The organism is Asanoa siamensis (assembly GCF_016862555.1).
GTDB classification, from domain to species: Bacteria; Actinomycetota; Actinomycetes; order Mycobacteriales; family Micromonosporaceae; genus Asanoa; species Asanoa siamensis.
Genome location: NZ_BONE01000005.1, coordinates 120,639 through 134,541, shown reverse-complemented (window position 1 = coordinate 134,541; position 13,903 = coordinate 120,639). Strand labels below are relative to the sequence as shown.

The window sequence follows — 13,903 nt, the reverse complement described above, 5'->3', positions numbered from 1 at the left end:
GTCCTCCGTCCTGAGGCGGGCGGGAGGGTGTCGCTACGCGGGTTGGAGTCGGTGTGGAGGTGGTCATTCGATCCTCCGTCCGAGGAGCGCGCTCAACGTCGGGAGCGCGAGTCTCGCGGTGTCGTGGTCGAGGACCGCGGTGGCCGTGCGGGTGGTGCCACCGCCGGCCACGCGTTCGCCGATGCCACGGCGTTCGCCGGTCGCGAAGGTGCCGAAGGTGCGGCGGAGCAGGGGTAGCACCTCCGTGAACGCCTCCGGCGGGATCGCGGCCAGCCAGGTGTCGACTAGGCGCAGCAAGGCGTCGTCGTGCATGAGGAGCAGGCCGCCACCCGCGAGGAAGCCCTCCACCCAGGCCGCTCCCGTGGCCGCCGGGACGCCCGCGGTCAGCGCACGGCCGAGCCGGATGCCCGCGTCGTCCGTGGACAGCCGCCCCGCGTCGTGGAGGAGCCGGGTGAGCCGGCCGGCGAGCAGGCCGTGCAGGTCGTCGCGGGTCGTGAGGGCGGTGAGCGTGTCGAGCCAGCGGGTGCGTTCGGCCTCGTCGCCGAGCAGCGCGACCGCGGAGTGCACGGCGTCGATGTGGTCGCGTAGGTCGGTCGCCGCCTCGTCGGAGAGCGCCGAGGCGGCCGGTGGCAGCGCGGCGTAGACCCGGGCCAGCAGGCCCCGCACCACCGCCGCCACCGAGGCGACGTCGGAGCGACGGACGTCGCCGTAGCGGACCGTCCGTGCCAACGCCGGAATCGCCGCCATCAGGTGGGTGACGTCGGCGTCCTCGGCCGCGCGGGCGTCGAGGGCGCGCAGCACCGCCGGTCGCGCGCCGGGTAGGTTGGCCAGCAGGCAGGTCTCCAGCAGGGCGGTCACGTCGGCCAGGGTGGTGGCCTTGGCGGCGGCGTTGGTGACCTGGGCGGTAGCGGCCGCGACGACGGTGGTGCCCAGCCCGCTGACCTCCACGAGCCGGATCGAGAACTCCGGCTGCCAGCGCAAGGACCACTCCTCGCGGAACGTACCCGTGCTGCCCCGCCGTTCCGCCGGCTCACCCCACGGCACGTCGAGGCAGCGAAGCTGGTGCAGCAGGTGGCTGCGGGCCAGGTCGGTGTCCTTACGCAGGTCGAGATCGAGCGCACGGTCCAATGCGGACGGTTTGAGCCGCGCGGCCCGCTGGCGGGCTTCGAGGTCGCGGGCCAATGGCACGGTGGGTACGCCGTCGGGCACCTCGCCGAGCCGTTCGCCGACGACCAGCCGCCGCCCGATAAGCTGCAGGCGCAGGTCGTCACCCTCACACAGCACGGACCCGGCGGCGTCGGTGACCTCGGCCAGCCCGGCCAACGGCCGCCCACGCATGGTCGCGAGCGCCTCGGCGAGCCGGGTCGCCTCGATCACGTGGGCGGACGAGGTGTCCACACCCTCCTCGCGCAGGACATGCGCGGCACTGACGAGCCACCGCGGCACGACCTCGTCGGTGGTGGTGAAGAGATGGTGGTACCAGCCCGGCGAGTCGACCCCGGCGCCGTAACCCTGCCACGACGCGAGTCGCCCGTACGTCCACGGAACCCAGGTGAAGCGCACCTTCCCACGCCGCCGTACCCGCTTGAGCAGCGCCGCGTCATGCGCCGCCGTGACCTTGGCCCGCAACGCCGGCACGTGCCAGGCCCCACAGACCACGGCGATCTCGTCGTGGTTGCGCCGCTCCTGCCGGAGCACGGTCCGCATGTGCGCCTCACGCACGAGGTCGTACGGATCCTCGAGCGCCCCGGCCCGGACCGCGGTCATCGCTTCCTCGATCGCCTCGAAGGCGGGCGCCTGCCGATGCTCGACGACGTCCTCCCACCACCGCTCGGGATCGTCGTAGCCGGCCGCCGCCGCAAGCTCACCGATCGGATCCACAGGCCGCAGCTCCGGCGCCGGCGGCCCCGGCATCGGCCCGTCGTCTTCGGCGCTCTCGCCATCGCCCAAACCCTCGGCATCGGGCGCACCGGGGCTGCGGGCCTCCGCACCGGCTCCGCCTCCATCGGCTCCAGGCAGACTGTCCAATGTGGGTGTTTGCGTGCCGGATTGGTCCGCGCCCGGTTGGGCTTCGGGTTTGTTCGGGTCCGGCTCTGCTGGCTTGTCGCCGCGCGGGTCCGCCTCGGCGTCGGCGGTGGGTTTGCGGGGGATGAAGCGGTAGGCGAACGGTAGGTCGAAGAAGCGGACCGGGACGCCGTTGGCTACCGCCCAGCGGATTGCCTGCCATTCCGGTGAGAAGACCGCGAACGGCCAGAACGCGGCGCGTCGCGGGTTGTCGGCGGCGTAGCCGAGCAGCGCGACCGGCGGCTGCAGGCGGTCGTCGGCCACCCACTCGATCAGCTCGTCGGCCTCCGGCGGGCCTTCGACGAGCAGGATGTCTGGTCGCTGCTCCTCGAGGGCGCGGATCACCGCACGGGCGGATCCGGGCCCGTGGTGGCGGATGCCGTAGTAGCGCTCAGGCATCGCGGGCGGCGCGGTAGAAGTCGGCCCAGCCGGGGCGTTCGCGGACGACGGTCTCCAGGTATTCGCGCCACACCACGCGGTCGGAGATCGGGTCCTTGACGACCGCGCCCAGGATGCCGGCGGCGACGTCGCCGGCCCGAAGGACGCCGTCGCCGAAGTGGGCCGCGAGCGCCATGCCGTTGGTGACGACCGAGATCGCCTCGGCGGTGGACATCGTGCCCGTCGGCGACTTGAGCTTGGTGCGGCCGTCGTCGGTCTGGCCGTCGCGTAGCTCGCGGAAGACCGTGACCACCCGCCGGATCTCCTCGAGCGCGGTCGTCGTCTCCGGTAGCTCCAGCGACCGACCGAGCTGCGCCACCCGCCGGGTGACGATGTCGATCTCCTCGTCGACGGTGGCCGGCACGGGCAGCACCACCGTATTGAAACGCCGCCGGAGCGCACTGGACAGCTCGTTGACGCCACGGTCCCGATCGTTGGCGGTCGCGATCACGTTGAAGCCGCGCTGGGCCTGGACCTCGGTGTTCAGCTCCGGAACCGGCAGCGTCTTCTCGGACAGGATCGTGATCAGCGCGTCCTGGACGTCGGACGGGACCCGGGTGAGCTCCTCGACGCGGGCGATCGTGCCGCTCTGCATCGCCCGCAGCACCGGACTCGGCACCAGCGCGGCGGGCGAGGGACCCTCGGAGAGCAGGCGCGCGTAGTTCCAGCCGTACCGGATCGCCTCTTCCGGCGTGCCGGCCGTGCCCTGCACGAGCAGCGTCGAGTCGCCCGAGATCGCGGCCGCGAGGTGCTCCGACACCCAGGTCTTGGCCGTGCCCGGCACACCCAGCAGCAGCAGTGCGCGGTCGGTCGCGAGTGTGGCGACGGCGACCTCCATCAGCCGCCGGGAGCCGACGTACTTCGGCGTGATCTTGCCCCCGTCGCCCAGCAGGTAGGTGACCACCGCCTGCGGCGACAACCGCCAGCCCGGCGGCCGAGACCGGTCGTCGTCGGCGGCGAGCGCGGCCAGCTCCTCGGCGTAGAACTGTTCCGCGTGCGGGCGCAGGGCGGTCATGCGAACTCCTCGATCATCTCGTGGCGGAAACCGAGCACGGCGGCGAGCTGGGCCAGGTAGCGGGCGGAACGGCGGCCCTCGGGCAGGCCGTCGAGGGAACGGACGAGCGCCTCGACCGGGCCGACGAACGAGGTCGGCATGGCCGGCATCGCCAGCCGGCACAGCTCGGAAAGCTGCCAGGCGTTGTCGGGGGCGAGCACGGCCATCGCCCGCAACGCGGCCGAGGCGAGATCGTCGGACCAGTCGTCGACGCAGAAATGCAGCAGACGAATGCCGGCGGCGGTGTCGCGGCGCAGCGCCTCGGCCACCCGGCGCCCCCGTTCGCCACCCGGTAGGACCTCCAGCAGCGGCCAGGTCAGCCGATCACCGAGTCCGTCGCCGCCTAGCGACGTCGGCATGGTGTCGGCGAGGTCGAGCACCGCGGCGGCCCAGACCGGATCGCGCTGGGCGGCGATGGCCCGGGCCCACCCACGGAGCAGGACCGGCTGCCACCCGTCGCTCACCGGCAGGGTCAGCACCCCCGCCGGGTCACGACCGGTCAAGGTGGTCCAGAACCCCAGCGGCGTAGCGGAGACGATTTCCTCGAGCAGCCAGGCACCGAGGCCCACGCCGCGCGGCGGCGACGGATCGACGTCATCGCGCAGCATCGCGGCGTCGATGCTGGACGGGGCGGTCACCACCAGCGCACCGTCGGCGAAGTGGACGCTCGCCGCGGCCCGGGTCGCCATTCGCTCGCCCAGCGCCGCATCCGGAAGCTTGCGCAGCAACTCCGCCGCGACCTGCCTGATCTCCCGCCGCCGGTCATCGAGCGCGTGCTCGATCAACCCTTGGTCACGCAGCGCCAGGCCGGTTTCGAGCGCGCCGAGCAGCAGCACACGGTCGTGCGGCGGCTCGTTGTCGAACGCCTCGGTGAGCAGCTCGAGACCCTTGGCCGGATCGGTGGCCCGCAACGCCACCAGGTAGGCGAGCCGCTCCCCGGGCGTGCCGGTCAACCAATCCTGCGGATCGGCCGAGGCCGCCTCGCCACCCACGTCGCGGAAGTAGCGCCAGTCGGACTGCCGCTGCGCCAGCCAGCGCCCGCGCCGCCCGGCCACCACGCCCAGGGCAGGGCGCATCGCCGTGTCCCGGCGCCCCAGGTCGAGCAGGACCGGCAACGTCTCCGGCGGGACCAGGAGCTGGCGCCGGCCGGCCTCGACGAGCCACTGACCGAGAATCGACCGCTGAGCGGGGCCGCCCCAGCCGGTCGCACCCTCGCTGAGCAGGACGTCGAGTCTCTCCGCGGCCGCCGCAGGCACGACCGGAAGCGCCTCGTCGGGGGCCGGCGCGATCGTCGGCTGCGCGGCCAGTGGCGTCTCCCCGGCCCGTCGGTAGGTCAGCGCGACCGCAACAGCCTCAAGTAACGCGCGAGCCGAACCGCCTGACCCCACCCACTGGGCGTCGCTGTCGCGACGACCAGGATCGACATCGGCGGGATCGTCGAGCAACGGGCCAACCACCGCGGTCGGCTCGGGTGCTGGACCGCCGGCGGGATCACCAGGAGCAGCGCCGCCCTGAGCGGATGCGGATGCCGCGATGTCCCCGGGCGCGGTGTGGCCCGAGGGGGTGCTGCGGTCAGAGGGACCACTCCGACCTCGAGCGGCGTCCCCGGTGGGAGCACCCGCGCCTGCAGCGCTGTGGCCGGTGAGACCGCTGAGGCCTTGAGCGGTGTGCCCACTTGTAGCGCTGTCGCCTTGGGCGGCGGCATGGAGCGTCGCCGGGAGCGAGAGGGTGAGGCGGTGGCCGTCGCCGATGTCGAGGCGCTCGGCCGACCATGGTTTCCGGGCCGTGCCGACCAGTGCGGCCGAGAGCAGGTCGGCCGGTAGTTCCGGCGGCCCGCCGAGTGTCGCGCGCGGCTCGCCCGGCGTCGCCGGGACGTGGCGCCCGTCGGGCCAGGCCGCGAGCGGGCGGAAGCCGGCATGCCCGTATTCTCCCGCGACCACCACCGGGCGCGCGCCCGCCGCGGCGAGCAGCCACCACGGTTGGTCGTCGTCGGGATGGAGGGCGATCGCGTCGCCGGACGGGTCGACGAGGCGGCCCTCGTCGGTCGGGGTGACGTCGGCGAGCAGCATCGGGGTCGACTCGCGCCAAGGCTCCGCAGCGACGGCCTCCGCGTGCTCCGCCACCGCGACGCGGATCGGAACCGCGCCGGTCGGCGGGGTGGCGGTCGGCGCCGGTTCGCCGTAGCGGGCCTTGACCAGCGCGCGGCGGGGGACCGCGGCCGGGTAGAAGCAGAGCCCGGCGTCGACCACGGTGCCGGGCTCAAGGTCGGCCGGGAGCGTCTGCCCGACCGGAGCGAACGTCAGGACCAGTGCGAACCGGCCCGTGCTCGTGCCGTGCAGCCACGTGCGGCGGCTGGTCAGGCGATCGTCGGCGGTGTCGAAGCGGCCGAGCACCGCCCACCGGTCGCGGATCTCGGGCTCGGCCAGCACGTCGTCGGTGGCGACCGGGTAGCCCACCCGCGTGCGGACCGTCGCGGCCAGGGCCGCAGGCAGGGCGGAGAGCCGCCCGTGGGCGACGATCAGCAGGCGGAGCAGCCCGAACTCACCGAGCAGCCGGTCGGCCCAGTTGATGCCGACGCCGACGACCCAGCCCAGCCGGCGGACGGCGCCCGCGATGCCGGGGGCCTGGGCGTCGACCAGGCGGGCGGCCATGGTCTGGAACGGGCGGTAGCCCGCCTGCTCGGTCGCGGCGAGCCCCTGCTCGACCTGGTCGGCCAGCCAGCGGTCGAGCTCGACGAGGCCGGCTTCGACGCGGTCGGCGCGCTGCTGGACCCGGCGGGCGGCGGCGGCGGCCGGGTCGGCGAGGCCTTCGCCGGGCGCGCGGGGTGCCCGGACGGCACGCTCCTCGGCCCGTTGCGCCCGGGCGAGCCGCTCGGCCCGCCACTCGGTCGCCCAGTCGGGTGGCTCGGGGTCGTCGGGCACGCCGCCGTTGGCCCAGCGCAGCAGCAACCCGAGGGTGTGCTTGCAGGGGATCTTGCGGCTCGGGCAGGTGCACCGGTAAGCCGGACCGGTCAGATCGACACTGACCTGATAGGGCCGCGAGCCGGAACCCCGGCACAGGCCCCACAGCATGTCGTCGAAGCGGCCCTGACCGGCCCAATGGGCAGCGGTGATCAGGCCACGGGCGCTCTTGGCCGCGCCCTGGTCGGGCGCGAGCGAGAGCACCTTGTCGGGAGACCAGCGTTCGACGGACACGCGCAAACCTTAGAACTCATGTACGACGAGTTTTGGAGGCCTGTGGATAACTCCAGACACCAAACCTTATCCACAGGCCGGGGGTGCGGGCTTCCGCCACCAACCTGCCCTGCGAGAATCGATCGCGCACAGCCGTACCCCATCGTCGAGGAGAACGACCGCCGTGATCCGTACCCATGATGCCGGAAGCCTGCGTGCCACGGACGCCGGCAACGCGGTGACCCTGGCCGGCTGGGTGGCCCGCCGCCGTGATCATGGTGGGGTCATCTTCGTCGACCTCCGCGACGCGTCCGGTGTGGTGCAGGTCGTCTTCCGTGAGGAAGACGCCCACCACCTGCGCAACGAATACTGCGTCAAGGTCGACGGCGAGGTCGCCCGCCGCCCGGCCGGCAACGAGAACCCGGAGCTGCCGACCGGCGAGGTCGAGGTCAACGCGACCGCGCTCGAGGTGCTGTCCGAGGCCGCGCCGCTGCCGCTGCCGGTCGACGACAACATCGACGCGGGCGACGACATCCGGCTCCGCCACCGCTACCTCGACCTGCGCCGCAGCGGGCCGTCCAACGCGCTCAAGCTGCGCAGCAAGGCCAACCAGATCGCCCGCCGGGTGCTGCACGACCGTGACTTCAACGAGATCGAGACGCCGACCCTGACCCGGTCGACGCCCGAGGGCGCCCGCGACTTCCTGGTCCCGGTGCGGTTGCAACCCGGCAGCTGGTACGCGCTGCCGCAGTCGCCGCAGCTGTTCAAGCAGCTGTTGATGGTGGCCGGGATGGAGCGCTACTACCAGATCGCGCGCTGCTACCGCGACGAGGACTTCCGCGCCGACCGGCAGCCCGAGTTCACCCAGCTCGACATCGAGATGTCGTTCATCACCCAGGACGACGTGATCGACCTCGGCGAGGCGATCGTCGGCGCTCTGTGGGAGGAGCTGGCGGGCCACCGCATCGAGCGGCCGATCCCGCGGATCACCTGGCACGACGCGATGGCGCGGTACGGCTCGGACAAGCCCGACCTACGCTACGGCGTCGAGCTGACGGAGCTGACCGACTACCTGCGCGGCACCGAGTTCCGGGTGTTCGCCGGCGCGATCGAGGGCGGCGGCTACGTCGGCGCCGTGGTCATGCCGGGTGGCGCCGCGCAGAGCCGCAAGGAGCTCGACGGCTGGCAGGACTGGGCCAAGGCGCGCGGCGCCCGCGGCCTGGCCTACGTGGTGCTCGACGCCGAGACCGGCGAGCCGCGCGGCCCGGTCGCCAAGAACCTGAGCGCCGCCCACCTCGACGGCCTGGCCGACGCGGTCGGCGCCAAGCCCGGCGACGCCATCTTCTTCGCGGCGTCGGCCGAGCGGCGCGAGGCGCAGGAGCTGCTCGGCGCAGCCCGCGTCGAGATCGCCCGCCGGACCAACCTGGCCGACCCCGACGCGTGGGCGTTCTGCTGGGTGACCGACGCCCCGATGTTCGAGAAGGACGACGAGGGCGGCTGGACGGCCGTCCACCACCCGTTCACGTCTCCCAACGCGGAGTGGATGGACAACTTCGAGGAGGCGCCGGACCGGGCGCTGGCCTACGCCTACGACATCGTCTGCAACGGCAACGAGATCGGCGGGGGCTCCGTCCGTATCCACCGGGCCAGCGTGCAGCGCCGGGTCTTCAGCCTGCTGGGCATCAGCGACGGGGAGGCGGCCGACAAGTTCGGCTTCCTCCTAGAGGCGTTCAAGTACGGCCCGCCCCCGCACGGCGGCATCGCGTTCGGCTGGGACCGCGTCTGCATGCTGCTGGCCGGTGCCGACTCCATCCGCGAGGTCATCGCGTTCCCCAAGACGCGCGGTGGCTACGACCCGCTGACCAGCGCGCCGACGCCGATCACGCCGCAGCAGCGGCTCGAGGCCGGCATCGACGCCAAGCCGAAGCCGGCCGCGGCGGCGCACGCCGGCACCGCGGGCGTCGCGGCTCCGGTCGAGCACACGCCGTGAGTGGGCCGGCGGCCGCGCGGTGACGATGCTGGTCGTCGGCGGCAGCGGCTACCTCGGCGGTGAGGTGTGCCGGCAGGCGGCCGCGGCCGGGTCGGCGGTGGCGGCGAGCTACCAGCGGGCGCCCGGTGACGCGCCGGGCGTGCGCTGGCGGCGGGTCGACGTGCGCGACCGGGCGGCGGTGGACGCGCTGGTCGACGAGGTGCGGCCGCGGGTGGTGGTCAACGCGGCCTACGCGTACGCCGAGTGGGCGGTGACCGCCGACGGGGCGGCGCACGTCGCGGCCGCGGCGGCCCGGGTGGGTGCGCGGCTGGTGCACGTCTCCAGCGACGCTGTCCACGGTGGACGTCCGGAGCCGTACGGGGACGACGCCGCGCCGAGCCCGTCGTTCGACTACGGCGCGGCCAAGGCGGCGGCGGAGACCGCCGTGCGGCTGGTCGCGCCGGACGCCGCGCTGGTCCGGTGCTCCCTGATCATCGGGCCGGACGCCCGCGCGAACCAGGTGGCCATCTGTCTCGACGCGATGCGGCCCGACTCCGGCGTGCGCCTGTTCCACGACCAGATCCGCACGCCGATCGGGGTCGGCGACCTGGCCGCCGCGGTCCTGGAGTTGGCGGCGGGCGACTACGCGGGGCTGCTCAACGTCGCCGGGCCGGAACCGCTGAGCCGGGTCGAGCTGGGCGAGCTGGTCGCCCGCGCCCACGGCCGGGATACCTCCGTCTTACACACGACGACCATGGCCGAGGTGGGACTTTTACGCCCCGCCACGGTCATCCTCGACACGACCCGCGCCCGCGACCTCCTCAAAACGCGCATCCGCCCGGCCGCCGAGGTCCTGGCCGCGAATTAGGCGCAGCGCCCGGACACCCGCACCGACGCGCGACGGCGGCCGGCCCGGGTGCGGGACCGCGAGGCGGTCGCACCGCGTGCGGGTGGCCGGCTCGGGTGCGGGGCTGCGAGGCGGTCGCACCGACGCGTGCCGGCGTCCGGTCCGGGGTTCGGGACCGCGAGGCGGTCGCGGCCGTCAGGGCGGGTGGGGACCCCCACATGCGTGTGGCAAGGAGTCCAGGCGGGGTGCCGGACCGTCGGGCGCGTGCTTGCTGATGCGCGGGCCACACGACCAGGAGGGACCCCGGCGCTGCCGTCGCTCCACCATGGACGCCAGCCCTGGCGGACCGCCGCCCGAGACGAGACCGGCAACCCCGGCCCGCGAACGGGATTCCGCTACGCCAGGCCGACCGACGTGCGCGGGATCGAGGCCGTGTAGCCGAGCGACTCGTACATCCCGTTCGCCACCGAGTTGTCGCTCATCACGCCCAGGGCCGCGACGCCGAACTCCGCCACCAACTGCCGAGTCAGGGCCGCCGTCAGTGCCGCCCCCAAACCGCGACCGCGTGCGTCCGGGTGCACCGCGATTCCCGCCAGGAAACCCACCCCGCCCCGGCTGCGGTCCGCCGCGCAGGCGACGATCCGCCCGCCGTCCCGGATCGCCCACCACGACCGGATTCGCGGGTCGCCCGGCCGCGTCATCGTGCTGGGAAAGGCCGCGTCCAGCAACGCCGAGATCCCCGCGTCGTCGGAGACCGGGCCGGCGAGATCCTCACCCGTACGGACAGGCGGGGGAGTCGTCGTCCAGCGGAAGTCCCATTCGTCGCGGGTCTGGGCCGCCACCGGGGTGTCGCCGGCCAGGCGGGGCAGGTGCCACCAGCGCACCGCGGGCGACGACGCCGCCACGCGCAGCGCGGTCGCCGCGTCGCCGAGTGCGCAGACCGTCGAACCGCCGCGCGTGACCCAGACCACAGTGGACCCGTCCCGTACGCCGGCACCGTCCTCGCCCGCGGTCAGGCGGGCGTAGGGGTGCGCGCCCGTCGCCGCCAGGACGGCGGCGCGGTCGGCGAGGGGCTCGAGCATGCCCGCAACGTAGCTGATCGATCGTCGAGATTGCCCGCGGACCCGACTGGGTATTGACCCCGCCACCGCTCGAACCCCTCGGGCGGAGCCCCTTTCAGGAGGATAGAGATGCTCGCCATCGCCGCGGCCATCGTCTTCGGTTTCGCCCTGCTCCTCGACCTGTTCAACACCGACCTGGGTGCGCCGGACCTGTTCAATTGGCACACCCTCGTACTCATCGGGCTGCTCCTGACCGCCCTCTACCTCGCCGGCATCGGCAGCGGCCCGCGGGCCGGCACCGGGTCCGGCCGCCGGTTCTACGGTCGCCGCCCGGGTCGCGGCTGAACGGCTGAACGGCCGAACGGCTGAACGGGCCGCGCGACCCCCGTACAAAAATGCGAAGAACCCTCCGCCCGCCGGTCGGGTGCAGGGTTCTTCGCATTTCCGGCACCTGCGGCCCGGCCGGTAGTGTCTTCCTGATGGAGCCCGACGCTCTTTTCTCGTTCACCGACGGTGGCGGAGCGCGCACCGCGCCCGCGCACACCGCCGGCGGTGACGGCTTCGCGGCGCCGGGTGCCGACGCGCCGCTGCCGGTGCGCATGCGGCCCCGGACGATCGACGAGCTGGTCGGCCAGGGCCACCTGCTCGCGCCGGGTGCGCCGCTGCGTCAACTGGTGACGGGAGCGACGCCACTCTCGGTGATCCTGTGGGGGCCGCCGGGCAGCGGGAAGACCACGATCGCGCACCTCGTCGCCCAGGCGAGTGACCGCCGGTTCGTGGCGATGTCGGCGCTCAACGCGGGCGTCAAGGACGTGCGCGCCGTGATCGACACCGCGCGCCGGCAGCGTCGGGCCGGTGGGCCGCCGACCGTCCTGTTCATCGACGAGGTGCACCGGTTCTCCAAGACACAGCAGGACTCGCTGCTCGCGGCCGTCGAGGACCGCACGGTGACGCTGCTGGCGGCGACGACCGAAAACCCGTACTTCTCGGTGATTTCCCCGCTTCTGTCCCGTTGTGTGCTGTTGACCTTGCAGCCGCTCGACGAGGCGGCGGTGCGGGGGCTCGTGCGCCGGGCGGTCGCCGACGAGCGCGGGCTCGACGGGCAGGTCACGCTCAGTACGGAAGCAGAAGATCATCTGGTACGCCTCGCGTCAGGCGACGTCCGCAAGGCGCTGACCGCCCTCGAGGCGGCGGCCGGGTCGGCGCTGGCCCGCGGCGCCACCGAGATCGACCTGGAGACCGCCGAGCAGGCCGTGGACGTCGCGGCGGTGCGGTACGACCGGGACGGCGACGAGCACTACGACGTGATCAGCGCGTTCATCAAGAGCATGCGGGGCTCCGATGTGGACGCCTCGCTGCACTACCTGGCGCGGATGCTGGTGGCCGGCGAGGACGCCCGGTTCATCGCCCGGCGCATCGTCATCTTCGCCAGCGAGGACATCGGCATGGCCGACCCGACCGCGCTGTCGGTGGCGACCGCGACCGCGCACGCCGTGGAATACGTCGGCCTGCCCGAGGTGCAGCTCAACCTCGCCCAGGCCGTGATCCACATGGCCACGGCGCCCAAGTCCAACAGCGCGACGACCGCGATCGGTCAGGCACTCGCGGATGTACGCGCCGGCAAGGGCGGTCGCGTGCCCCAGCACCTGCGGGACGCGCACTACCAGGGCGCCAAGGGGCTCGGCCACGGCAAGGGCTACCGCTATCCGCACGACGACCCGCGCGGTGTGCTCACCCAGCAGTACCCGCCGGACGGGCTCGTCGGCGTCGACTACTACCAGCCCGGCGACCACGGCGACGAGCGCGCGGTGGGCATGCGGCTGCCGACCATCCGGCGGATCGTCCGCGGCGAGCGCGGGCGCAGGGGCGGCGAGAACGGCGGGCCGGCGCGTCCTGGCGATTCGGCGGACGGTGGGCCTGCCCGCGAGGGCGCGGCGCGCGGAGGCGGCGGACCGGCGGCGGAGCCGGACAGCGGGTCCGCGGGTGGCCCCGCTGACGGCGCGCATGATGCGGAAGCCGTCGCGGAGCCGCGTTCCGGTGGGACCGGGGTCGTGGAGGAGCGCCCGGTGGGTGACGCTGTCCCGGCAGGGCGCGGTGGCCGGCGATCGGCCGACGGCGAAGGCGAGGTCGGGTGAAGCGGGATTGCGGACGTTGTCGCGATCTCGATCCCGGCACCACAACGGTGTCCCATTGGCGAGGTATGCGGCGCTGCGCCGCTACGAGCAATGAGGTGAGTGCGTGAGCGACGATCGGCGCGATCCGCCGGCGCGGGGCCGGCGATGGGGCCGGGGTCGCAACGACGGCGCCGACGCCGAGGCGGTCTCCGGCGAGGAGACCGGCTGGCTCGACGACCTGCGCACGGCCAAGGAAGAACGCACCGACATCGGCCCCGGCGGCGACGTGCCACCGGCGCCGCCGTCGAAGCGCGGACTCGGCGCTCCCGGTCCCGATGACGACGACGTGCCGGAACCCTTCGGCGCCGACGGGTCCGGGCGCGGCGGTCCGGGCGGGCCGCCCGCGGAGGGTGGGCCGCGCGGGTTCGGTCGCGGTCGGCGCGGCGATGACGGCCGGGGAGCGGCCGGCGGCCCGGCGCAGGCCGAGCCGCCCGGCGGCTTCGGCGGACCGGCGGGTGGACCGCCTGTCACGCCCGGTGCCGGCGGGATGCCGGCGAACGGACCACGGGGTACGGGCGGGACGCGCGGCGCTCCTCCCGCGGCACCGCGCGGCGGGCCGGGCATGGCCCCGGCGGGGCCGCACGGTGGTGCCGGCGGCGTGCCACCGGCGGGTCCGCGTGGTGGTGCTGGTGTTCCCCCGGCGGGTGCGCATGGTGCTGGCGGGGTGCCGCCGGCGGGTCCGCGTGGTGGTGCTGGTGCGCCTCCGGCGGGCGCGCACGGTGGTCCTGGCGGCGTGCCGCCGGCGGGTCCGCGTGGTGCTGGTGCGCCTCCGGCGGGTGCGCACGGTGCTGGGGGCGTGCCGCCGGCAGGCCCGCGTGGTGGTGCCGGCGTGCCTCCGGCGGGTGCGCATGGTGCTGGCGGGGTGTCGCCGGCGGGTCCGCGTGGTGGTGCTGGTGTGCCTCCGGCGGGTGCGCACGGTGCTGGCGGCGTGCCGCCGGCTGGCCCGCGTGGTGGCGCTGGTGTGCCCCCGGCGGGTGTGCACGGTGGTCCTGGCGGCGTGCCGCCGGCCGGTCCGCGTGGTGCTGGTGCGCCCCCGGCGGGTGCCCACGGTGCTGGCGGGGTGCCGCCGGCAGGCCCGCGCGGTGGTGCCGGCGTGCCGCCGGCGGGGGCCCGTGGTGCTGGA

Annotated in this window: 8 protein-coding genes; 4 read left to right on the top strand and 4 right to left on the bottom strand. The window is 74.2% G+C overall.

Annotated elements, in window-relative coordinates; all coding sequences use genetic code 11:
* Positions 1-63 precede the first annotated feature (63 nt).
* Genes Asi02nite_RS05155 through Asi02nite_RS05140 form a run of 3 tightly spaced genes read right to left on the bottom strand, consistent with a single transcriptional unit; the run spans position 64 to position 6,750 of the window.
* Positions 64-2,463, bottom strand: a complete 2,400-nt coding sequence (locus Asi02nite_RS05155; RefSeq protein WP_239126487.1) for a DUF5682 family protein — start codon at positions 2,461-2,463, stop codon at positions 64-66.
* On the bottom strand, positions 2,456-3,517 hold the full coding sequence (locus tag Asi02nite_RS05145; protein ID WP_203710967.1) for an ATP-binding protein: 1,062 nt from the start codon (positions 3,515-3,517) through the stop codon (positions 2,456-2,458). The genes Asi02nite_RS05155 and Asi02nite_RS05145 overlap by 8 nt, the downstream gene beginning before the upstream one ends.
* Entirely contained in the window at positions 3,514-6,750 is a 3,237-nt protein-coding gene (locus tag Asi02nite_RS05140; RefSeq protein ID WP_203710966.1) for an SWIM zinc finger family protein, read from the bottom strand. Before Asi02nite_RS05140 ends, Asi02nite_RS05145 begins: the two co-directional genes overlap by 4 nt.
* 163 nt (positions 6,751-6,913) lie before the next feature.
* Between Asi02nite_RS05140 and aspS the strand changes: the two genes are divergently transcribed.
* Positions 6,914-8,719 (top strand): aspartate--tRNA ligase, encoded by a 1,806-nt coding sequence (aspS, locus tag Asi02nite_RS05135; RefSeq protein ID WP_203710965.1) that lies wholly within the window; start codon positions 6,914-6,916, stop codon positions 8,717-8,719.
* A 25-nt stretch (positions 8,720-8,744) separates the two neighbouring features.
* Positions 8,745-9,566 carry a sugar nucleotide-binding protein gene (locus tag Asi02nite_RS05130; protein ID WP_308440145.1) on the top strand — a complete coding sequence of 274 codons (822 nt, stop codon included), beginning with the start codon at positions 8,745-8,747 and terminating at the stop codon, positions 9,564-9,566.
* A 374-nt stretch (positions 9,567-9,940) separates the two neighbouring features.
* Here Asi02nite_RS05130 and Asi02nite_RS05125 read toward each other — a convergent pair whose 3' ends face one another.
* Entirely contained in the window at positions 9,941-10,627 is a 687-nt protein-coding gene (locus Asi02nite_RS05125) for a GNAT family N-acetyltransferase (protein WP_203710963.1), read from the bottom strand.
* 108 nt (positions 10,628-10,735) lie between these two features.
* Between Asi02nite_RS05125 and Asi02nite_RS05120 the strand changes: the two genes are divergently transcribed.
* Both Asi02nite_RS05120 and Asi02nite_RS05115 read left to right on the top strand, forming a co-directional pair.
* A complete protein-coding gene (locus Asi02nite_RS05120) occupies positions 10,736-10,951 on the top strand; it encodes a hypothetical protein (RefSeq protein WP_203710962.1) in 216 nt (71 codons plus the stop codon).
* Between the two features lie 134 nt (positions 10,952-11,085).
* Positions 11,086-12,741 (top strand): replication-associated recombination protein A, encoded by a 1,656-nt coding sequence (locus Asi02nite_RS05115; protein WP_203710961.1) that lies wholly within the window; start codon positions 11,086-11,088, stop codon positions 12,739-12,741.
* The last annotated feature ends 1,162 nt before the right edge of the window (positions 12,742-13,903 follow it).

What these genes read in the sequence shown, in the direction of transcription:
- Asi02nite_RS05155 (WP_239126487.1), bottom strand. Translation starts at nt 2,463, where the DNA reads ATGCCTGAGCGCTACTACGGCATCCGCCACCACGGGCCCGGATCCGCC.
- Asi02nite_RS05145 (WP_203710967.1), bottom strand. Translation starts at nt 3,517, where the DNA reads ATGACCGCCCTGCGCCCGCACGCGGAACAGTTCTACGCCGAGGAGCTG.
- Asi02nite_RS05130 (WP_308440145.1), top strand. Translation starts at nt 8,745, where the DNA reads ATGCTGGTCGTCGGCGGCAGCGGCTACCTCGGCGGTGAGGTGTGCCGG.
- Asi02nite_RS05125 (WP_203710963.1), bottom strand. Translation starts at nt 10,627, where the DNA reads ATGCTCGAGCCCCTCGCCGACCGCGCCGCCGTCCTGGCGGCGACGGGC.
- Asi02nite_RS05120 (WP_203710962.1), top strand. Translation starts at nt 10,736, where the DNA reads ATGCTCGCCATCGCCGCGGCCATCGTCTTCGGTTTCGCCCTGCTCCTC.
- Asi02nite_RS05115 (WP_203710961.1), top strand. Translation starts at nt 11,086, where the DNA reads ATGGAGCCCGACGCTCTTTTCTCGTTCACCGACGGTGGCGGAGCGCGC.